The following is an 18,001-nucleotide window of genomic DNA, read 5'->3' as shown; positions in this document are numbered from 1 at the left end:
TCGACCCCGGCTTCCGCCGCCGCCGCCTCCGAAAGGGCTCTCCGTGCCACGACCTCCTCATCGCCTCGCGGCGATGGCCCTCGCCTGCCTGCTCGCCGCGGGCGGTTCCGCCGCTCTGGCGCCGTCCGCCCTCGCGACGCAGGCCGTCGCCGAGACTCCGACCGCCTTCGTCCCGGGGGAGACTCCGCCCGCAGAGGCGCGCGGATCGCAGACCTACACGAACGCTCTCCTCGGCGGCGACTCGCTCGACGCGGGGGAGCGCATCTTCTCGAACGGAGACTCCGCGAGCTTCGAGATGCAGGCGGACGGCAACGCCGTGATCTACGACGCCGGGCGCCGCCCCGTCTGGAGCACCAGGACCCAGGGCACCGGAGCGACCACGGTGCGGATGCAGGAGGACGGCAACCTCGTCGTCGTGACCGGCTCCGGCACGCCCGTCTGGGCGTCCGGGACCGCGGGAGAGACCGGCGCGCTCGCCCTCATCCAGGACGACGGGCAGCTCGTGCTCGTCCGCCCGAACGGGGACACGGCCTGGTCCTCGGCCGACGAGCAGGAGCCCGAGCCGGAGCCGATCGCCGACGTCCTCGACAGCGGGCGCGAGCTCTCTCCGGGACAGCAGCTGACCGCCTCCGACGGCCGCTCGCGCGCCGCGATGCAGAGCGACGGCAATCTCGTCGTCTCCGTGGACGGATCCCCGCGCTGGAGCTCCGTCACCTCCGGAGCGGGCAACCGCCTCGCGATGCAGACCGACGGGAACGCGGTGGTCTCGGCCGCCGGGTCCGGCGTGCGCTGGCAGGCGGGAACGCCCGGGAACCCGGGCGCGCGGATGCGGATGCAGAACGACGGCAACCTGGTGATCACCGCCGCCTCCGGACGGCCGCTCTGGGCGAGCTCGACCTCGCGCGCGCCTGAGATCCGCGACGTCCTCTCCTCCGGCTCGCGGCTCAGCCGGGGACAGCAGCTCACCTCGCCGGACGGCCGGTCGCGCGCCTCCCTGCAGGGCGACGGCAATCTCGCGGTCTACTCGCGGGGGGACGTCCGCTGGGGCGCCGGCACCCAGGGCGAGGGCGAGACGCTCTCGATGCAGTCCGACGGCAACGCCGTGGTCACCTCCGCCTCGGGCCGACCCCTCTGGGCCTCGGGTACGGCGGGCAACCCGGGATCCCGCCTGCAGATGCAGAACGACGGCAACCTGGTCGTCTACTCCGCCTCGGGCCGCGCGCTGTGGGCGAGCGACACCCCTCCGGCGCCGCCCGCGCCCGCCGTCCGGGACACCCTCTCCTCCGGGAGCCGGCTCACCTCCGGACAGCTGCTGCGCTCCTCCGACGGAGGGAGCGAGGCGGTCATGCAGGGCGACGGCAACCTCGTCGTCTACTCGCGCGGCTCGGCCCGCTGGGCGGCCGGCACGTCCGGAGGCGGCAACCGGCTCGAGATGCAGTCCGACGGCAACGCCGTGGTCTACGCGGGCTCCGGAGGAGCACGCTGGCAGTCCGGCACGGCGGGCAGCCCGGGCTCCCGGATGGTCATGCAGAACGACGGCAACCTGGTGATCTACTCGCCGCAGGGCCGCGCACTCTGGGCGAGCACGCAGGCCGCGGCACCGGCGCCGGCGCCCGGCCCGGGACGACCTGCTTATCCCGGCGACGCTGTGAACTGCGACGACTTCCCGGACCAGGCCTCAGCTCAGCGGTACTTCGACCTGTACTACCCGTACTACGGCGATGTCGCAGGGCTCGACAGGGACGACGACGGGTTCGCCTGCGAGTCCAACTGAAGGCAGCGTAGGTCCGCCCCTGCCGGAGGGGCCAGGCCCGAGCGGTCCCCTGCAGGCCTCCGGGCCGCGCCCGCGGGTCTCGAGTGGTGAACACGACCCGCCTGCGCGAGTGGCTCTCCGGCGGACGACCATCGACAAGGCGCCTCGCGCACTGATGCTCCGCTGCCGCCCGAGCTCCCGCGCCGCCGGGCGACCCGGCATGCTGGGGCAGGACTCCGCCGACGACGCGGATCGGAAGGACGCCATGACCCCGACGACCCCCTCCAGCCGCGAGAGCCTGCTGGTCACCCCTGACGAGCTCGCCGAGCTCATGGCCTCCACCGAGCCGCCGCTCGTCCTCGACGTGCGATGGCGCCTCGACCGGCCCGACGGCCGCCCGGAGTACCTCGCGGGTCACCTGCCCGGCGCGGTGCACGTCGACCTCGATCACGAGCTGGCCGCCCACGGCGAGCCGGAGGAGGGGCGCCACCCGCTGCCTCCGATCGAGGTGCTGCAGGAGGCGGCGCGCGGCTGGGGGCTCAGCCGGGGCCGGTCCGTCGTCGTGTACGACGACGCGCGTAGCGTCCCGGCCGCGCGGGCCTGGTGGCTGCTGCGGGCGACGGGAGTGGAGGACGTCCGCCTGCTCGACGGGTCGCTCGCCGGCTGGATCCGCTCGGGGCGGGAGCTCGAGACGGGCGACGTCCCTCGCGAGCGGGGCGACGTCGAGCTGGCCTACGGTCGGCTCCCGGTGCTGGACATCGACGAGGCGGCGGCGCTGCCCTCGGCGGGCGTCCTGCTCGACGCCCGCGCCCCTGAGCGGTACCGCGGCGAGGTCGAGCCGATCGACCCGCGGGCGGGCCACATCCCCGGCGCTCGGAACGCTCCCGCGTCCGCGGCGCTCGACTCCGAGGGGCGGTTCCGGCCCGCCTCCGACCTGCGCGCCGGATTCGAGGCGCTCGGCGTGCGGGAGCACGCCCCCGTCGGCGTGTACTGCGGCAGCGGCGTCTCGGCCGCGGTCGACGTCGTCGCGCTCACTCTCGCGGGCTTCGCGCCGGCGCTCTACCCGGGCTCCTGGTCGCAGTGGTCGAGCACGCCGGGCCGGAAGGTGGCGACCGGGTCGGAGGCCTGAAGCGCCTTCTTCGGATCGCGCGCGGAGCTCAGCTCAGGCGCGAGTGCTCGCCGAGGTGGTGCCAGGTGCGGTTGTGGTAGACGAGCGGCGCCGTGGTCTCGGAGTCCTCGGGCACGTGGGCCTCGAGGGCGTGCACGGCGACGATCGTGGACGATCCCGCCTCCATGCGGTTGATCACCGTGCCGCGGATCCAGGCGGCGGCGCCCGGGAAGAACGGCTCGCCCGTGGGCAGCCGCGACCAGAGCGACGTGTCGGCGAAGCGGTCGATGCCGCTGGTCGAGCCCAGACGCGCCAGGTCGAGCTGCTCCGCCCCGAGCAGGTGCACGACCAGCGTCTCGGACGCCTGGATGGCCGGAGAGCTGGACGAGGCGGACGAGAGCGAGAAGACGAACAGCGGCGGCTCGGCGCTCACCGAGAAGACGGAGGTCGCGGTCAGGGCGACCGGGCCGGTGCCCGGGTCCGCGGTGATCAGCGCGACTCCGGCGGCGTGGTTGCGGAACGCGAGCTTGAAGTCCTCCGGGGAGAGTCCGGCGAAGGCGCGGTGCTCCGGCTCGCGGTCCGGGGTGGTGGCGAGGTTCTCGCGGCTCATCGGAGACTCCTGATCGATCGAGGGTGCGGCACGGGGTGGTGGCCCGCCGTCGCGCCGCAGCACGGCTCCTCCAGACTGGCGCACCGACCGGGGGAGGGCCGCCCTATTGCGGAGTATGACGCCGCCACCTCGGGGAACGCCGATCCGCCGCTCCCTGTTCCCGATCACGCCGGATCGGGTGCCCGTCGTCGGCGCCGGCCTCCGCGCGCCCGTCGCTCGCCCTCAGCGCAACCCGTCGCTGCGGCCGCGGTCTGCGCGCAGACTCGAGGGCATGGCCCACCGTCAGCGCACGTCCACCGCGCATCCCGAGAGCAAGACCTGCGCCTCCTGCGGTCGCGAGATCGAGTGGCGCGCGAAGTGGGCACGGGACTGGGAGGACGTCCGCTACTGCTCGGACGCCTGCCGCCGTCGCGGAGTCGGTCCGGAGGAGGCGCGGCTCGAGGAGGAGATCCGCACTGTCCTGCTCGCGCGAGCGGCGTCGTCGACGGCGTGCCCGTCCGAGGTCGCGCGCCGGGTCGGCGGCGAGGAGTGGCGGCCGCTGATGGAGCCCGTGCGCCGGGCCGCGCGCCGCCTGGTCGACCGGGGCGAGATCGACATCGTGCAGGGCGGACAGGTCGTCGACCCCTCGCGGGCGAAGGGCCCGATCCGGCTGCGGCGACGCCCCGGCGGACCCCTGTCGCCGGGCGGCGCCGCGGGCTAGCCTCAGCAGATGCCCAGCAGCGACGCCGTCGTCCTCACCGTCCCCGGACCGCACGGCGACCGGGAGGTGCGGATCTCGAGCCCTGAGCGAGTGCTCTTCCCGGAGCCGGGCATCACCAAACGCGAGGTCGCGGAGTACCTGATCGCCGTCGGCGAGCCGTTCGTCGCGGCGAACGGCGGCCGCCCCGTCTCGCTGCAGCGCTTCTCCTCCGGGATCGAGGGCGAGCAGTTCTTCTCGAAGAATCCGCCCAAGGGCGCGCCCGAGTACGTCCGGTCGGTCCCGGTGACGTACCCGAGCGGGCGGGTGCATCCGCAGCTCGTGATCGACGAGCCCGCGGCCGCCGTCTGGGCGGCGCAGATGAACACCGTCGTCTTCCACCCGTGGGCGTCCCGCGCCGATGCGCCCGACCTGCCCGACCAGCTCCGGATCGACCTCGACCCGCAGCCCGGCACCGACGTCGCCGACGCGGTCGTCGCCGCGCACGCGCTGCGGGAGGTCCTGCGGGAGGCCGGCCTCGACCCGTTCGTGAAGACGTCCGGCAACCGCGGCCTGCACGTCTTCGCGCCGATCGTCGCCGAGCACGAGTTCCTCGACGTCCGCCACGCGGTGATCGCCGCGGCGCGCGAGCTGGAGCGGCGGATGCCCGAGCAGGTCACGACGGCGTGGTGGAAGGAGGAGCGCGGCGAGCGGATCTTCGTCGACTTCAACCAGGCCAACCGCGACCGGACGATCGCCGGTGCCTACAGCCCGCGGCCACTCGCGCACGCTCCCGTCTCCACTCCGCTGGACTGGGACGAGCTCGACGGCGTCGACCCGCGGGCCTTCACGATCCGCACGGTCCCGGCGCGCCTCGCCGAGCGCGGTGATCCGTGGGCACGGATGCACGACGCCCCCGGCCGCCTCGACGCCCTGCTCGGCTGGTGGGAGCGCGATATCGCCGCCGGCCTCGGCGAGCTGCCGTTCCCGCCCGACTTCCCCAAGATGCCGGGCGAGCCGCCCCGCGTGCAGCCCAGCCGCGCGAAGAAGGCCTAGCCGAGGACGTCGCCGAGGTCGTACGCGGTCGGCTGCTCCAGCTGCTCCATGGTGCAGGAGGCGGCGTCGCGGTCCGGGCGCCAGCGCTCGAACTGCACGGTGTGCCGGAAGCGGTCGCCCTCGCGCTGGTCGTAGCGGACCTCGAGCACGAGCTCGGGACGCAGACGCACGAAGGAGGTGTCGCGGCCGCTCGAGAACCGGCTCCGCTCGCCCTCGCCGCGCACCGGTGCTCCCTCCGCGTCGCGCTCGACCGCGGGTGCGAGCTCCTCCAGCAGCTGCACGCGACGCTCGTCGCTGAAGGCCGAGGCCCCGCCGACCTGGCGGACCTCTCCGTCGTCGCCGTGCAGGCCGAGCAGGATCGAGCCCACGCCCGGCTTGGAGGCGTGCTCGCGGTACCCGATCGCGATCACGTCGGCCGTGCGGTGGTGCTTGACCTTGAGCACGGCGCGCTTCCCGGGGGAGTAGGGCGCGGCCAGGGGCTTCGCCACGACGCCGTCCAGTCCTGCGCCCTCGAAGCGCTCCAGCCAGTCGCGCGCCAGGGCCTCGTCGTCGGTGGCGCGGCCGAGGTGCAGCGGATGCGGGACGCCGGCCATCACCGCGGCGAGCGCCTCCCGCCGCGCCGAGTACGGCTCCTCGAGCATGCTGCGCCCGTCCACGGCGAGCAGGTCGAAGGCGACGAGCATCGCCGGGGTGGTCTCCGCCAGCATCCTCACGCGGCTCGCGGCCGGATGGATGCGCTGCGAGAGCAGGTCCCAGTCGAGCCGCTGGGCACCCGGCTCGCCGGTCGCCAGGACGATCTCGCCGTCGAGCACGCAGCCGTCGGGGAGCAGCCGGAGGAAGGCCTCGACGAGCTCGGGGAAGTACCGGGTCAGCGGCTTGGAGCCGCGGCTCCCGATCTCGCACTCCCCGCCGGAGACCGAGACGATCGCGCGGAACCCGTCCCACTTCGGCTCGTAGGAGTATCCGCCCGCGACGGCGGTCTGCTCCGGCACCGCAGGAACGGCCTTGGCGAGCATCGGGGCGACGGGGAGCGCGAACGGGAGGTCCATGCCCTGATCATCCCGGCCGCGGTCTCGGACCGCACCCCCTTCCGGAAGGGGCCGCGGTCTCGGACCGCACCCCCTTCCGGAAGGCTGTGGACCGGGACGTTCCCGGCCCGCCGCGGAGGTTCGAGGCGTAGCGTTCCCGGCATGAGCATTGACTGGAAGCGCTGGACGCCCGTCGCCGTCGTCCCCGCGGTCGTCGTCGCCGCGGCCGTCGCCCTCCCCCTCTCGGCGAGCGCCGCGGGAGACCTCCCCGAGAAGTCCGCCGCCGACCTCCTCGCCTTCGTCGCCGAGAGCGACACCACGGCGTTCTCCGGCGAGATCCGGCAGACCTCGGACCTCGGCCTGCCCGACCTCTCGGCGCTCGGCGGCTCGGCCGGCTCGGCGTCCGCCGACCCCGCCGACTCCCTCGTCGAGCTCGCCACGGGCTCGCACCAGGCGCGCGTGTACGTCGACGCCGAGAAGGGCGCGCGCCTCCAGGTGCTCGACCGGCTGGCCGAGCGCGACGTCGTCGCCTCGACGACCGACGGAGTCTGGATCTACGACTCGAGCGCGAACACCGCCACCCACCTCGTGCCTCCCGCGGGCGGAGCCCCCGAGGCCTCGCCGGGCGATCAGGTCGTCACGCCGTCGTCCGCCGCCGAGCAGCTGCTCGCCGCGATCGACCCGACGACCACGGTCGCGGTCGGCTCGGACGTCAGCGTCGCCGGGCGCGACGCGTACGAGCTCGTGCTCACGCCCCGCGACGGCGGCACCCTCGTGGGCTCCGTGACCGTCTCGGTCGACGGCGAGACGGGCCTCCCGCTCGGGGTAGCCGTGACCGCCCGCGGGGGCACCGCGCCCGCGTTCAGCGTCGCGTACACGAGCATCGACTTCTCGACGCCCGACGCGTCCCTCTTCTCCTTCACGCCCCCGGCCGGCGCCGAGGTGACGGAGCAGGCCGCTCCGGTCGACGACGCGGCGGACTCCTCCGACGCGCCCGCCGCGGGCACGGCCGAGCACTCCGACGTCGTCACCACGGGCTCCGGCTGGACGAGCGTCGTCGAGCTGCCCGCCGGTGACGCCGACGCGCTCTCCTCGCTCGACGCTGTCACCACGCCGGTCGACGGCGGCCGCATCCTCTCCTCCGCCCTGCTGACCGTCCTCGTCACCGACGACGGACGCGTCCTCGCCGGAGCGGTCCCGGCCGAGACGCTCCGCGACGCGGCCTCCGCTCGGTGACGGCGGGCGAGCTCGCAGTCGAGACGCGGGGCCTCACCAAACGCTTCGGGCGCCAGGAGGCGGTCTCCGGTCTCGACCTCGCCGTTCCCCGCGGCGCCGTCTTCGGCTTCCTCGGCCCGAACGGCTCGGGCAAGACCACGACGATCCGGATGCTGCTCGCCCTCGCCGCGCCGACCGCGGGCAGCATCACCGTCCTCGGGCAGGCCATGCCCCGGCGCGCGGCCGAGGTCCTGCCCCGGGTGGGGGCGCTGGTCGAGGGGCCGGGCTTCTACCCGTTCCTCTCCGGAGCGGCCAACCTCCGGCGCTTCGACGCCGCGGAGGCGGGCACCTCGTCCCGCACCCGCGACACCCGTGCGAAGGAGGCCCTCGCCCGCGTCGGTCTCTCGGCCGCGGCGCGCAAGAAGGTCGGCTCCTACTCCCTGGGCATGAAGCAGCGGCTCGGCATCGCGGTCGCCCTGCTCTCGCCGCGCGACCTGATCGTGCTGGACGAGCCCACGAACGGCCTCGATCCGCAGGGCACCCGCGAGGTCCGCGCTCTCGTGCGCGGACTGAACCAGGACGGCACGACCGTCCTCGTCTCCAGCCACCTCCTCGCCGAGATCGAGCAGCTCTGCACCCACGCCGCCGTCATGCGCACCGGGCGCCTCGTCGCCCAGGGCGGGCTGGACGAGCTGCGCGGGGACGCCGCCTCGGTCGAGCTGCTGACGCCCGACCGCGAGCGCGCGATCGTGGCCCTGCACACCCGGGGTCTGGAGCCGCGCACCGCGCCGGGCCCGCACCCCGCCGATCCGCCGCTGGTCGTCGCCGCTCTGCCGCCCGGGCTCGCGGCCGAGGCGCTGGTCGCCGACCTCGTGCGGGCCGACGTCCGCGTCCGCGGGTTCGCCGTCCGCCGCCCCTCGCTCGAGGAGCGCTTCGTCGAGCTGACCGGGGAGGGCTTCGATGTCGAGCGCTGACGCGACCGTCCGCCGCGCAGGGATCGGGTCCCTGCTCGCCTCCGAGCTCGCCCTGCTCTTCCGCCGGCGCCGCACCTGGGCGCTGCTCGCGGCCCTGGCCGCCATCCCGATCCTGCTCGCCGTCGCAGTGCGGCTCTCGGGCGGGGACGGAGGCGGGCCCTCTTTCGTGGGCGCGATCGCCGGCAACGGCCTCTTCACCGGCTTCGCGGCCATCACGGTCGCCGTCCCGCTGTTCCTCCCGCTCACGGTCGGGGTCGTTGCCGGCGACGCGACCGCGGGCGAGGCCTCGCTCGGGACGCTGCGCTACCTGCTGGTCAGCCCCGTCGGCCGCGTGCGGCTGCTCGCGGTGAAGTTCGCCGCCTCCCTCGCCTTCTGCCTCGCCGCAGCACTCACCGTCATGGTGGTCGGGATCCTGATCGGCCTGGCACTCTTCCCGGCGGGACCGGTGACGCTGCTCTCCGGCAGCACCGTCCCGCTCGGCGACGCGATCGGCCGCGCCCTGGCGATCGCCGTGTACGCGGCGCTCTCGCTGGTCGGGCTCTCGGCGATCGGCCTCTTCATCTCGACGCTGACCGATGTGCCGGTCGGCGCCATGGCGGCCACCGTCGTCGTCTCCATCGCGGCGCAGATCGTCGGCTCGCTCTCGCAGCTGGACGCCCTCCACCCGTTCCTGCTGACCGACCGGTGGTTCGACTTCGCCGACCTCCTGCGCGACCCGATCGCGTGGAGCTCCTTCGGCGAGAACGCGCTGCTCCAGCTCGCCTACGTCGCCGTGTTCGGGTCGCTCGCGATCGGCCGCTTCACCACCCGCGACATCCTCTCCTGATCCTGGGACGACGGAGGCCGCCCTCCCGCACTGCGGTGGGGGCGGCCTCCGATGTCGACGGGGTCAGCCCTGGGGAGCGATCCCGAAGCTGATGGAGCCGCCCTCGTCCACCTGCGCGTCGAGGACCTTGTCGCCGAGAGCGACGGAGGCGGCGACGTCGAGGAACACGCGCGCTCCGTCCTGCTCCACGACGGCGTCCGTCGTCTCGGGGGCCGCGGCGACCGCGACAGCGAAGTTGCGGGCGTCGAGATCGGTGCCGCTGATGCGCAGGCCTCCCTCGACGGGGGTCTCGGTCTGCCCGGTGATGGTCTTGACGACGGTGCTGGCGTTGTCGGTGAGCGTGAGCATCGGGTCGTTCCTTCCGTCCGTGGTCGATGAGGGGGCCACGTTGCCGGGATCCGGCGGCACCCTCAAGGCGACGGAGCGGATATGGAGGGGATGCACACCTGGACGGTCCGGGGAGTCACGGCGCTCGCCGGAGCCTCGCCGGGCCGGGGGCGCCGCATCGCCTGCCACACTGGCCGGATGCATCCCGCCGACTCCTGCCCCTGCGGAAGCCGCCGCCACTACGCCGACTGCTGCCGCCCCGCCCACCTCGGCGAGGAGCCCTCGCCGACGGCGGAGCGCCTGATGCGCAGCCGCTACAGCGCGAACGTCCTCGGCAGCGCCCCCTACCTGCTCGCGAGCTGGCACCCCTCGACCCGGCCGCGCCGCATCGACCTCGATCCCGACGTCCAGTGGCGCCGGCTCCAGATCGTCGACATCTCGTTCGGCGGGGAGGGCGACGAGGAGGGCCTGGTCGAGTTCCGCGCCTCCTACCGCTCGCCCGCCGGCCCCGGCCTCGTACACGAGCGCAGCCGCTTCCTGCGCGAGGACGGGCGCTGGCTCTACGTCGACGGCGAGATGCTCGGCGACGAGGCCTGATCCGTCCGGGCCGTCCTACTCTGGAGGCATGGCCAAGGACTTCCGCCGGGCGGACGACGCGTCGCGCTACGAGCTCCACCTCGACGGCGCCCTGGTGGGCGTCCTCGACTACCGCGAGGCGCCCGGCAGCGTCTCCCTCGTCCGCTCCTTCACGACCCCGCCCTTCCGCGGCCGCGGGCTCGCAGGGGAGCTCGTCTCCTTCGCCGTCGACGACATCGAGGCCGCCGGCGGGCGGAGCGTCGTGCCGATGTGCTGGTACGTCGGGCAGTGGTTCGAGCAGCACCCCGAGAAGGCGCACCTCCTCGCTCCCTCCTGAGCCGCTCGCTCACTCGCGGACCGCGGGCTCCACTCCGGCCAGGTCCGGGCCGAGGCCGATGTCGACCAGGCGCAGACGGCCCGCGTAGGAGTCGCCCGGAGGCAGCAGCAGACCGGCCTTGATCGCGCCGAAGGCGACCGTCACATCGGCGCGCAGCACGGTGGGATCGGGGACCGACCCGTCGTCGGGATGGATTCCGCTAGGCAGGTCGACCGCGACGACCACCGGGCGCTCGGCCCGCCGCTCCAGCGCGTCGAGCACCGCCTCAACGACGACGCGCGGCCGCCCCCGCAGCGCGGGCTCCGTCGCTCCGATGCCGAGGATCCCGTCGACCAGGACATCCGCCCGCGCCACCGCCGCGGCGAGGCCGGGCGCGTCGTCGGCCGGCACCTGCCCGCAGCCCTCGTCGAGCGCCACGGCGAGGCCCCGGCGGTGCACCCGCTCGGCCGTGAGGACGAGGACGACGTCGGTTCCGGAGGAGGAGAGCTCGGCGGCCGCGTAGAGCGCGTCACCGCCGTTGTCGCCCGGACCGACCAGGACGAGCACCGAGCCCGGACGGGAGCGGTCGGAGCGCCCGGCGAGCACGAGGCGAAGCTCGCGGGCGAGGCCGTCGGCGGCGCGCTGCATCAGCGGCTCCCGCCGGGCCAGGTGCGGAGCCTCGGCGGCCCGCACCTGCGCGGACGTGTATCCCTCGACCATGCGCTCCACTGTGCGCGCGGCGCTGCGGGCGTGCAACCCCGTCAGCTCTCCTGGACCGCCCGGTCCGACTCCTCGACGATCGCCCGCATCGCGGCCTCCGCAGCGTCCGCGTCGCCCGAGGCGACGGCGGCGGCCACCGCCCGGTGCAGCCGCACCGCGGTGGAGTCGGCCTCGCGCGGCATGAGCGCGTTGCGGGTGCGGCCGGCGAGGACCTCGGCGACCAGATCGCCCAGCTGCGCGAGCATCAGGTTGCCGGACGCGGCCAGGAGGGAGCGGTGGAAGGCGGTGTCGGCGGCGAGGTAGGCGGACTGGTCGGCTGCACGGGAGTGGGTGGAGAGGGCGTCGCCCGCCTCCGTGAGCGCCCGCCGCTGCTCCTCGGTCGCGTTCGCCGCGGCGAGCCGGGCGGCGAGCGGCTCCACCCCGAGTCGGAGCTCGCTGAGCTGGTGCAGCTGGCGCCGCCGGTCCGGGCCGTCCAGTCCCCACGCGACGACCCGCGTGTCCAGGGCGTTCCAGCACTCCGGAGGCTGGACCCGCGTCCCCGCGCGGCGGCGGGACGTCACGAGCCCGAGCGTCTCGAGGACGCGCACCGCCTCCCGCATCACCGAGCGGGAGACCCCGCGCCGTTCCGCACGCTCGTCGGCGCTGAAGGTGGTGCCCGGCGCGAGCTCGCCGCGCACGATCTGCGAGCCGAGCTCGTCCAGCACCGAGTGGTGCAGCGAGGGCGTCGGCGCGGGCATGCGGTCATCCTGCCATCGCCGGAGTCGCGTCCCGGCCGATCTTCGGGCATGATCGGGACACACGCAGGTTATGTCGGACAAAAGCCGGCCGCTGGCCGTCGGCTCGACCAAGGACGCTCATGACACCGACCCTCCTCCCCGCCCTCCGCGCCGCCGCCGGGGACGCCCCCGCCACCACCGCCGGGCAGGGGCAGCTGATCCTCGCCGCCGTCGTCGGCATCGCCGTGATCGTCGTGCTGATCACCTGGCTGAAGCTGCACCCCTTCGTCTCCCTGCTGATCGGAGCGCTGACGACGGGCCTGATCGCGGGGCTGGCGGCGGCGGACGCGGTCGCCAGCTTCGCGCTGGGGTTCGGCAACACCATGGGCGGCGTCGGCATCCTCATCGGCCTCGGCGCGATGTACGGCAAGCTCCTCGCCGACTCGGGCGGCGCGGACCGCATCGTGGACACCCTCATCGCCCGCTCGAGCACTCGCGCGCTGCCCTGGATGATGGGCTTCGTCGGCGCGCTGATCGGGCTGCCGATGTTCTTCGAGGTCGGGCTCGTGCTGCTGATCCCGGTCGTGATCCTGGTCGCCCGCCGGAGCGGTCTGCCGCTGATGAAGGTGGCGATCCCGACGCTCGCCGGCCTCTCGGTGATGCACGGCCTCGTCCCGCCCCACCCCGGACCGCTGGTCGCGATCGACGCACTCGGCGCGAACCTCGGCGTGACCCTCGCGTTCGGCGTCCTGGTCGCGATCCCCACCGTCGTCGTCGCCGGCCCGCTCTTCGGCCGGGTCGCCGCCCGCTGGGCGCCGGTGGAGACGCCGCCGCTCTTCGGCGAGGGCGCGGGCGAGACGCGCGAGCACCGCCCGGGCTTCGCCGCCGCCGTCGCGAGCATCCTGCTGCCGGTCGTGCTGATGCTGGGCAAGGCGATCGCCGACATCGCGGCCCCGGGCTCCACGGACGCCTGGAAGGGCGCCCTCGACTTCCTCGGCACGCCGACCATCGCGCTGGGGATCGCGCTCCTGGCCGGTCTGGTCCTGCTCGGCCGCGGCGGCCGGATGAACCGCACCGAGCTGCAGGCCTCGCTCTCGAGCTCGCTGCCGCCGATCGCGGGCATCCTGCTCATCGTCGGCGCGGGCGGCGGTTTCAAGCAGGTCCTCGTCGACACCGGGATCGGCGGGGTGGTCGCCCAGCTCGCGGAAGGGAGCGGCGCCTCGGCGCTGCTGCTCGCCTGGCTCGTGGCCGTCGTGATCCGCGTCGCCACCGGCTCCGCGACCGTCGCCACCGTGACCGCCGCAGGGATCCTCCAGCCGCTGACCGAGACCATGGACGGGCCGATGGTCGCCCTCATGGTGCTCGCGATCGGCGCCGGCTCGGTGTTCCTGTCGCACGTCAACGACGCCGGGTTCTGGCTGGTGAAGGAGTACCTCGGGCTCAGCATCGGCCAGACGCTCAAGACCTGGACCGTGATGGAGTGCCTGGTCTCGGTGACCGGGCTCGCCGGGGTCCTCCTGATCGGTCTCTTCGTAGGAGGTATCTGATGACCGCTCTTCCCACCGTCCCCGTCCGCGCCGTCGTCGTCATGGGCGTCTCCGGCAGCGGCAAGTCGACCGTCGCGTCGCTCCTGGCGCGCCGACTGGGCTGGGAGTTCCTCGAGGGGGACGACCTGCACCCGCAGGCGAATGTCGACAAGATGCACGCCGGCATCCCGCTGACCGACGAGGACCGGGCGCCCTGGCTGGCCGAGATCGCCCGCGTGGTGGACCAGCGGATCGCCGCGGGCGGCTCGGTCGTCGTGACCTGCTCTGCTCTGCGCCGCCGCTACCGCGACGTCCTGCGCCGCGACGACCTCGTCTTCGCGCACCTCGCGGGATCGAGGGACCGTATCGCCGGGCGGCTAGCCTCGCGGGTCGGCCACTTCATGCCGACCACGCTGCTCGACTCGCAGTTCGAGGCGCTCGAGCCCCTCGGCGACGACGAGCTCCACGTCACGGTCGACGTGGGCGGCGCTCCGGAGGAGGAGATCGCCGAGATCCTCGGGGGGCTCGGCCTCGCGCCCGCGGGCGCCTAGAGCAGCAGCGACTCCACCGGCACGGCCGGGAGGTCGAAGGCCGCGGCGACGGCGGTGTTCGTCACCCGACCGTCGTGGGTGCTCAGGCCGCGGGCGAGCGCCGGGTCGGCGGCCAGGGCGGCCCGCCACCCGCGGTCGGCCAGCGCGAGCGCGTAGGGGAGCGTCGCGTTGGTGAGCGCGCGGGTCGAGGTCTCGGGGACGGCGCCGGGCATGTTCGCGACGCAGTAGTAGACGCTCCGGTGCACGGGGAACACCGGGTCGTCGTGCGTGGTCGGACGCGAGCCCTCGAAGCAGCCGCCCTGGTCGATCGCGATGTCGACCAGCACCGAGCCTGGCTTCATCGTGGCGACCATCTCGTCGGTCACCAGCTTGGGCGCCTTGGCGCCCGGGATGAGGACGGATCCGATCACGAGGTCGGCGTCGGCCAGCTGCGCGGCGATCTCGTAGGCCGAGGAGGCACGGGTCTGGATCGCGCCCTGGAAGCGGTTCTCGAGCTGCGCGAGGCGGGGGAGCGAGAGGTCGACGATCGTGACGTCGGCCCCCATGCCGAGGGCGTTCGCCGCGGCGTGCTCGCCGGCCGTGCCGCCGCCGATCACGACGACCTTCGCCTTCGGAGTGCCGGGGACCCCGCCGAGTAGCGTGCCCCGTCCGCCGACGGCACTCATGAGGTGGTAGGCGCCGACCGTGATCGACAGGCGCCCGGCGACCTCGCTCATCGGCGAGAGCAGCGGCAGCCGCCGGTCGTCCAGCTGGACCGTCTCGTAGGCGATGGAGGTCGTCCCCGCCGCGAGCAGCGCATCGGTGCACGGGCGGGAGGCGGCGAGGTGGAGGTAGGTGAAGAGCACCTGGTCGCGGCGCATCCGCGGGTACTCGGCCTCGATCGGCTCCTTGACCTTGAGGACCAGCTCGGACTCGCCCCAGACCTCGTCGGGCCCGTCGACGACGAGGGCGCCGGCGCGGCGGAAGTCGTCGTCCGACACGCGCGAGCCCAGGCCCGCGCCGGCCTCGACGAGGACCTCGTGGCCGCGGCGCACCAGCTCGTGGACGCCGGCCGGAGTGGCGGCGACCCGGTTCTCGTTGTTCTTGATCTCGGTGGGGATCCCGACGCGCACGGCGGCTCCTTCGCTGCGGCCCGCGGGGCGGGCGGTGGGCGCCGATCCTGCACCGGCTCTGCCCCCATCGTGCGAAGATCGTGCCCGGGGCGGAGGAATTCCGCATAATCGGTCGGAAGTCACCGCACGGGCCGAAGGTTCGTCGGCGGAGTGGGGGAGCGGGCGCATGCCACCGAAGGATCTGCACGACCTCGACGACCTGGATCCGGTCGACCGGACCCTGGTGCGCCTCCTCCGCGCAGACGCGCGGACGCCCAACAGCCGGCTCGCCGAGCGCGCCGGCATCGCCCCGTCGACCTGCGTCGCACGCGTCCGGGGCCTCGTCGAGCGCGGCGTCATCACCGGCTTCACCGCCGAGCTCGACCCGGCGGCGCTCGGCCTGACCCTGCAGGCGCTGATCAGCGTCAGCATCCGCGTCGGCCAGCGCCAGGCGATCACGCGCTTCGCGGAGGAGATCCGCGCGCTGCCCGAGGTGGTGCAGGTGTTCTTCCTCGGCGGCTCGGAGGACTTCATCATCCACGTCGCGGTCCGCGACTCCAGCGACGTGCGGGACTTCGTGGTCTCGAACCTCTCGGCGAACCCGGCGGTGGCCTCGACGCGCACGAGCCTGGTGTTCGACCACCACCGCAAGGGCCCGGCGGTCCCCGAGTAGCGCGAGGAGGCGCGGCCCGAGCGGCCGCTCGGCCCGCGCCCGTCCCTCGGGGCTAGTGCGCCCCGGGGTTCACGTCGCCGCCCCCGCGCTGCATGAGTCCGGGGATGCGCTTGGCGAGCCCCGGGATCGCCTCGTCCGAGATCGAGATCCGCGTGTCGCGCAGGCGCTGGCGCAGCAGGGTCTCGACGTCCTCCTCCGGTCGCAGCTCGGCGTCGCCGGCGACCTGCAGCAGCACGCCGCGCAGCTTCTCGTCGAGCTGCGCGTCGTCGCTGCCGTGCTGGATCGGGTGGTCCTGGGATGCGTTTGTCATGCCTCCATGCTGGCACCGGCGACCCCGTGCCGAGAGGACTTGCGCCGCGGCAGGATGGTCGCATGCCGTTCACCCGCGCCGAGCTCGCAGCGTTCCAGGACCGCACCGTCGAGGACCTGCTGGGCGACGACGTCCGGCTCCTCTTCGTCGGCATCAACCCGGGACTGTGGACCGCCGCCACCGGCGCGCACTTCGCCCACCCCGGCAACCGCTTCTACCCGGCGCTCGTCGCGGCCGGGATCCTCGAGCGCGCGCCGCGCGTGTCCGAGGGGATGAGCGCCGCGGACCGCGCGGAGCTCGTCTCCCGCGGCGTCGGCATCACCAATCTCGCCTCCCGGGCGACCGCCCGCGCCGACGAGCTGACCGCGGAGGAGCTGCGCGAGGGCGCTCAGCGGCTGGTCGCCACCGTGGAGCGGGTGCGGCCCCGGGCCGTCGCGGTCGTCGGCATCACCGCCTACCGGATCGCGTTCGGACGCCGCAGGGCGGTGCAGGGCAGGCAGGAGGAGGACGTGGCGGGCGCGCCGCTCTGGGTGCTGCCGAACCCGAGCGGCCTGAACGCGCACGACACCGTCGCCTCGCTCGGGCGCGCCTACCGCGAGCCGGCGCTCGAGGCGGGGATCGTCTCTTCCGACGCGCTCCTGCCCGGGGACGTCGGACCCCGCCCGCAGGAATAGCCGTCGACCCCCGGAGGTTGCAGAAGTCCATGAGTATGCATGAAGTCAAGTTCGGCGTCGACACGTTCGGCGACGTCACCGCCGGCCCCGACGGCGCCCCGCTGCCGCACGGCCAGGTCCTCCGCGACGTGGTCGAGGAGGGAGTCCTGGCCGACCGGGTCGGCATCGACTTCTTCGGGATCGGCGAGCACCACCGCGCCGACTTCGCCGTGAGCGCACCGGATGTCGTGCTCGCCGCCATCGCGGCCCGCACCGAGCGCATCCACCTCGGCTCCGCCGTGACGGTCCTCTCCTCGGACGACCCGGTGCGCGTCTACCAGCGCTTCGCCACCCTCGACGGACTCTCCGGCGGCCGGGCCGAGGTCATCCTCGGCCGCGGCTCCTTCACCGAGTCCTTCCCGCTCTTCGGCTACGACCTCGCGCAGTACGAGGTCCTCTTCGAGGAGAAGCTCGACCTCTTCCACGCCCTGATCCAGGGCGGCCCGGTCACCTGGCAGGGCACGACCCGCCCCGCGCTCACCGAGCAGAGCGTCTACCCGACCCTCGACAACGGCACCCTCCGCACCTGGATCGGCGTCGGCGGCAGCCCCGAGTCGGTCGTCCGCGCCGCCCGGTACGGCTTCCCGCTCGTCCTGGCGATCATCGGCGGCTCGCCGGCCCGCTTCCGCCCCTACGTCGACCTCTTCGGCCGCGCGCTCGACCAGCTCGAGCAGCCCCGCCTCCCGGTCGCCGTGCACTCGCCCGGCTTCGTCGCCGACACCGACGAGGAGGCGCGCGAGCTGTACTTCCCGCACCACAAGGCGATGATGGACGCCATCGGCCGCGAGCGCGGCTGGTCCCCGATGACCCGCGAGCGCTTCGAGGAGGAGGCCGGCCCCGACGGCGCCATCCACCTCGGCTCGCCCGAGACGGTCGCCCGGAAGATCGCGCGAACGGTCGAGGCCCTGGGCATCGACCGCTTCGACCTCAAGTACAGCGCCGGGACGTTGCCGCACCCGGCGATCATGCGCAACATCGAGCTCTACGGCACGCAGGTCATCCCGCGGGTGCGCGAGCTGCTCGCGCACTGACCCCCGCCGGGCGCCCGTTCCCCCGCTGGGCGCTCGGCGCGTTCCGAGCCGACGCGGTGCGCGCTCCCACCGGGCGCCCGGCCCGCGTCGATACACTCGGAACCCCCCGCCCTCGAACCTCGTGCTGCTGACGGGCGGGGAGCTCGTGACTCCTCCGCCGAGCCTCGGGCTGCTGCCCGGCACCACGCAGGCCGACCTGTTCGCG

General features: G+C 74.2%; 21 protein-coding genes. 14 read left to right on the top strand and 7 right to left on the bottom strand.

From position 1 onward, the window contains the following. The first annotated feature begins 73 nt into the window (after window positions 1-73). Together C5C50_RS09290 and C5C50_RS09285 are read left to right on the top strand one after the other, a co-directional pair. Complete coding sequence (locus C5C50_RS09290) at window positions 74-1,774, top strand: excalibur calcium-binding domain-containing protein (protein ID WP_181133910.1); 1,701 nt, start codon at window positions 74-76, stop codon at window positions 1,772-1,774. Window positions 1,775-2,018: 244 nt separating this feature from the next. Further along, window positions 2,019-2,882 (top strand): sulfurtransferase, encoded by an 864-nt coding sequence (locus C5C50_RS09285; protein ID WP_104273326.1) that lies wholly within the window; start codon window positions 2,019-2,021, stop codon window positions 2,880-2,882. A 28-nt stretch (window positions 2,883-2,910) separates the two neighbouring features. Here the strand turns inward: C5C50_RS09285 and C5C50_RS09280 are convergent, their stop codons facing one another. Then, window positions 2,911-3,471, bottom strand: coding sequence for a flavin reductase family protein (locus C5C50_RS09280; RefSeq protein ID WP_104222547.1), 561 nt, complete (start codon window positions 3,469-3,471; stop codon window positions 2,911-2,913). 271 nt (window positions 3,472-3,742) lie between these two features. Between C5C50_RS09280 and C5C50_RS09275 the strand changes: the two genes are divergently transcribed. Further along, the gene (locus C5C50_RS09275) at window positions 3,743-4,171 is read left to right on the top strand and encodes a DUF2256 and DUF3253 domain-containing protein (protein ID WP_104233370.1); all 429 of its coding nucleotides are present in this window, start codon (window positions 3,743-3,745) and stop codon (window positions 4,169-4,171) included. Between the two features lie 9 nt (window positions 4,172-4,180). After that, the gene (ligD, locus tag C5C50_RS09270) at window positions 4,181-5,203 is read left to right on the top strand and encodes a non-homologous end-joining DNA ligase (RefSeq protein ID WP_181133909.1); all 1,023 of its coding nucleotides are present in this window, start codon (window positions 4,181-4,183) and stop codon (window positions 5,201-5,203) included. On the opposite strand, the gene C5C50_RS09265 is transcribed toward ligD, so the two are convergent. Then, a complete protein-coding gene (locus tag C5C50_RS09265) occupies window positions 5,200-6,252 on the bottom strand; it encodes an ATP-dependent DNA ligase (RefSeq protein WP_104225401.1) in 1,053 nt (350 codons plus the stop codon). The two genes, ligD and C5C50_RS09265, sit on opposite strands and share 4 nt — an antisense overlap. A 141-nt stretch (window positions 6,253-6,393) precedes the next feature. On the opposite strand from C5C50_RS09265, the gene C5C50_RS09260 reads away from it, so the two are divergent. Genes C5C50_RS09260 through C5C50_RS09250 form a run of 3 tightly spaced genes read left to right on the top strand, consistent with a single transcriptional unit; the run spans window position 6,394 to window position 9,246 of the window. Then, on the top strand, window positions 6,394-7,467 hold the full coding sequence (locus tag C5C50_RS09260) for a DUF2092 domain-containing protein (RefSeq protein WP_104273305.1): 1,074 nt from the start codon (window positions 6,394-6,396) through the stop codon (window positions 7,465-7,467). Continuing rightward, window positions 7,464-8,420, top strand: a complete 957-nt coding sequence (locus tag C5C50_RS09255; protein WP_104269166.1) for an ABC transporter ATP-binding protein — start codon at window positions 7,464-7,466, stop codon at window positions 8,418-8,420. The genes C5C50_RS09260 and C5C50_RS09255 overlap by 4 nt, the downstream gene beginning before the upstream one ends. After that, window positions 8,407-9,246 carry an ABC transporter permease gene (locus C5C50_RS09250; protein WP_104273304.1) on the top strand — a complete coding sequence of 280 codons (840 nt, stop codon included), beginning with the start codon at window positions 8,407-8,409 and terminating at the stop codon, window positions 9,244-9,246. Before C5C50_RS09255 ends, C5C50_RS09250 begins: the two co-directional genes overlap by 14 nt. A gap of 63 nt (window positions 9,247-9,309) precedes the next feature. Here C5C50_RS09250 and C5C50_RS09245 read toward each other — a convergent pair whose 3' ends face one another. Then, window positions 9,310-9,594 carry a hypothetical protein gene (locus C5C50_RS09245; protein ID WP_104273303.1) on the bottom strand — a complete coding sequence of 95 codons (285 nt, stop codon included), beginning with the start codon at window positions 9,592-9,594 and terminating at the stop codon, window positions 9,310-9,312. A gap of 177 nt (window positions 9,595-9,771) precedes the next feature. Here C5C50_RS09245 and C5C50_RS09240 point away from each other — a divergent pair, with 177 nt between their 5' ends. Both C5C50_RS09240 and C5C50_RS09235 read left to right on the top strand, forming a co-directional pair. Beyond that, a complete protein-coding gene (locus C5C50_RS09240; RefSeq protein ID WP_104233402.1) occupies window positions 9,772-10,170 on the top strand; it encodes a YchJ family protein in 399 nt (132 codons plus the stop codon). Window positions 10,171-10,198: 28 nt separating this feature from the next. Next, complete coding sequence (locus tag C5C50_RS09235) at window positions 10,199-10,486, top strand: GNAT family N-acetyltransferase (protein ID WP_104222554.1); 288 nt, start codon at window positions 10,199-10,201, stop codon at window positions 10,484-10,486. A gap of 9 nt (window positions 10,487-10,495) precedes the next feature. Here the strand turns inward: C5C50_RS09235 and C5C50_RS09230 are convergent, their stop codons facing one another. Beyond that, complete coding sequence (locus C5C50_RS09230; RefSeq protein ID WP_104273302.1) at window positions 10,496-11,185, bottom strand: NAD(P)H-hydrate epimerase; 690 nt, start codon at window positions 11,183-11,185, stop codon at window positions 10,496-10,498. Window positions 11,186-11,226: 41 nt separating this feature from the next. After that, window positions 11,227-11,922, bottom strand: a complete 696-nt coding sequence (locus C5C50_RS09225) for a FadR/GntR family transcriptional regulator (RefSeq protein WP_104233364.1) — start codon at window positions 11,920-11,922, stop codon at window positions 11,227-11,229. Between the two features lie 119 nt (window positions 11,923-12,041). On the opposite strand from C5C50_RS09225, the gene C5C50_RS09220 reads away from it, so the two are divergent. Both C5C50_RS09220 and C5C50_RS09215 read left to right on the top strand, forming a co-directional pair. Further along, window positions 12,042-13,448 (top strand): GntP family permease, encoded by a 1,407-nt coding sequence (locus C5C50_RS09220; protein ID WP_104273301.1) that lies wholly within the window; start codon window positions 12,042-12,044, stop codon window positions 13,446-13,448. Beyond that, window positions 13,448-13,978, top strand: a complete 531-nt coding sequence (locus C5C50_RS09215; RefSeq protein ID WP_104225392.1) for a gluconokinase — start codon at window positions 13,448-13,450, stop codon at window positions 13,976-13,978. Before C5C50_RS09220 ends, C5C50_RS09215 begins: the two co-directional genes overlap by 1 nt. On the opposite strand, the gene ald is transcribed toward C5C50_RS09215, so the two are convergent. Beyond that, on the bottom strand, window positions 13,975-15,090 hold the full coding sequence (gene ald, locus C5C50_RS09210; protein WP_104250738.1) for an alanine dehydrogenase: 1,116 nt from the start codon (window positions 15,088-15,090) through the stop codon (window positions 13,975-13,977). The genes C5C50_RS09215 and ald overlap by 4 nt on opposite strands. A 166-nt stretch (window positions 15,091-15,256) precedes the next feature. Here ald and C5C50_RS09205 point away from each other — a divergent pair, with 166 nt between their 5' ends. After that, a complete protein-coding gene (locus C5C50_RS09205; protein WP_104222560.1) occupies window positions 15,257-15,742 on the top strand; it encodes an Lrp/AsnC family transcriptional regulator in 486 nt (161 codons plus the stop codon). 52 nt (window positions 15,743-15,794) lie between these two features. Here C5C50_RS09205 and C5C50_RS09200 read toward each other — a convergent pair whose 3' ends face one another. Continuing rightward, window positions 15,795-16,052 (bottom strand): hypothetical protein, encoded by a 258-nt coding sequence (locus tag C5C50_RS09200; protein WP_104222561.1) that lies wholly within the window; start codon window positions 16,050-16,052, stop codon window positions 15,795-15,797. A 62-nt stretch (window positions 16,053-16,114) separates the two neighbouring features. On the opposite strand from C5C50_RS09200, the gene C5C50_RS09195 reads away from it, so the two are divergent. Beyond that, window positions 16,115-16,726: a mismatch-specific DNA-glycosylase gene (locus C5C50_RS09195; RefSeq protein WP_104222562.1), complete on the top strand. Its 612-nt coding sequence runs from the start codon at window positions 16,115-16,117 to the stop codon at window positions 16,724-16,726. A 35-nt stretch (window positions 16,727-16,761) separates the two neighbouring features. Continuing rightward, window positions 16,762-17,796, top strand: a complete 1,035-nt coding sequence (locus tag C5C50_RS09190; RefSeq protein ID WP_104225389.1) for an LLM class flavin-dependent oxidoreductase — start codon at window positions 16,762-16,764, stop codon at window positions 17,794-17,796. Window positions 17,797-18,001: the final 205 nt, after the last annotated feature.

The organism is Rathayibacter sp. AY1D9 (genome assembly GCF_002932395.1).
Classification (GTDB): domain Bacteria; phylum Actinomycetota; class Actinomycetes; order Actinomycetales; family Microbacteriaceae; genus Rathayibacter.
Note: the sequence above shows the minus strand (reverse complement) of the source record. Positions and strands in the feature narration are given on the sequence as shown.

Excerpts from the sequence above, each read along its gene's own strand:
- C5C50_RS09290 (WP_181133910.1), top strand. The coding sequence starts at position 74 with ATGGCCCTCGCCTGCCTGCTCGCCGCGGGCGGTTCCGCCGCTCTGGCG.
- C5C50_RS09285 (WP_104273326.1), top strand. The coding sequence starts at position 2,019 with ATGACCCCGACGACCCCCTCCAGCCGCGAGAGCCTGCTGGTCACCCCT.
- C5C50_RS09280 (WP_104222547.1), bottom strand. The coding sequence starts at position 3,471 with ATGAGCCGCGAGAACCTCGCCACCACCCCGGACCGCGAGCCGGAGCAC.
- C5C50_RS09275 (WP_104233370.1), top strand. The coding sequence starts at position 3,743 with ATGGCCCACCGTCAGCGCACGTCCACCGCGCATCCCGAGAGCAAGACC.
- ligD (WP_181133909.1), top strand. The coding sequence starts at position 4,181 with ATGCCCAGCAGCGACGCCGTCGTCCTCACCGTCCCCGGACCGCACGGC.
- C5C50_RS09265 (WP_104225401.1), bottom strand. The coding sequence starts at position 6,252 with ATGGACCTCCCGTTCGCGCTCCCCGTCGCCCCGATGCTCGCCAAGGCC.
- C5C50_RS09260 (WP_104273305.1), top strand. The coding sequence starts at position 6,394 with ATGAGCATTGACTGGAAGCGCTGGACGCCCGTCGCCGTCGTCCCCGCG.
- C5C50_RS09250 (WP_104273304.1), top strand. The coding sequence starts at position 8,407 with ATGTCGAGCGCTGACGCGACCGTCCGCCGCGCAGGGATCGGGTCCCTG.
- C5C50_RS09245 (WP_104273303.1), bottom strand. The coding sequence starts at position 9,594 with ATGCTCACGCTCACCGACAACGCCAGCACCGTCGTCAAGACCATCACC.
- C5C50_RS09240 (WP_104233402.1), top strand. The coding sequence starts at position 9,772 with ATGCATCCCGCCGACTCCTGCCCCTGCGGAAGCCGCCGCCACTACGCC.
- C5C50_RS09235 (WP_104222554.1), top strand. The coding sequence starts at position 10,199 with ATGGCCAAGGACTTCCGCCGGGCGGACGACGCGTCGCGCTACGAGCTC.
- C5C50_RS09230 (WP_104273302.1), bottom strand. The coding sequence starts at position 11,185 with ATGGTCGAGGGATACACGTCCGCGCAGGTGCGGGCCGCCGAGGCTCCG.
- C5C50_RS09225 (WP_104233364.1), bottom strand. The coding sequence starts at position 11,922 with ATGCCCGCGCCGACGCCCTCGCTGCACCACTCGGTGCTGGACGAGCTC.
- C5C50_RS09220 (WP_104273301.1), top strand. The coding sequence starts at position 12,042 with ATGACACCGACCCTCCTCCCCGCCCTCCGCGCCGCCGCCGGGGACGCC.
- C5C50_RS09215 (WP_104225392.1), top strand. The coding sequence starts at position 13,448 with ATGACCGCTCTTCCCACCGTCCCCGTCCGCGCCGTCGTCGTCATGGGC.
- C5C50_RS09205 (WP_104222560.1), top strand. The coding sequence starts at position 15,257 with ATGCCACCGAAGGATCTGCACGACCTCGACGACCTGGATCCGGTCGAC.
- C5C50_RS09200 (WP_104222561.1), bottom strand. The coding sequence starts at position 16,052 with ATGACAAACGCATCCCAGGACCACCCGATCCAGCACGGCAGCGACGAC.
- C5C50_RS09195 (WP_104222562.1), top strand. The coding sequence starts at position 16,115 with ATGCCGTTCACCCGCGCCGAGCTCGCAGCGTTCCAGGACCGCACCGTC.
- C5C50_RS09190 (WP_104225389.1), top strand. The coding sequence starts at position 16,762 with ATGCATGAAGTCAAGTTCGGCGTCGACACGTTCGGCGACGTCACCGCC.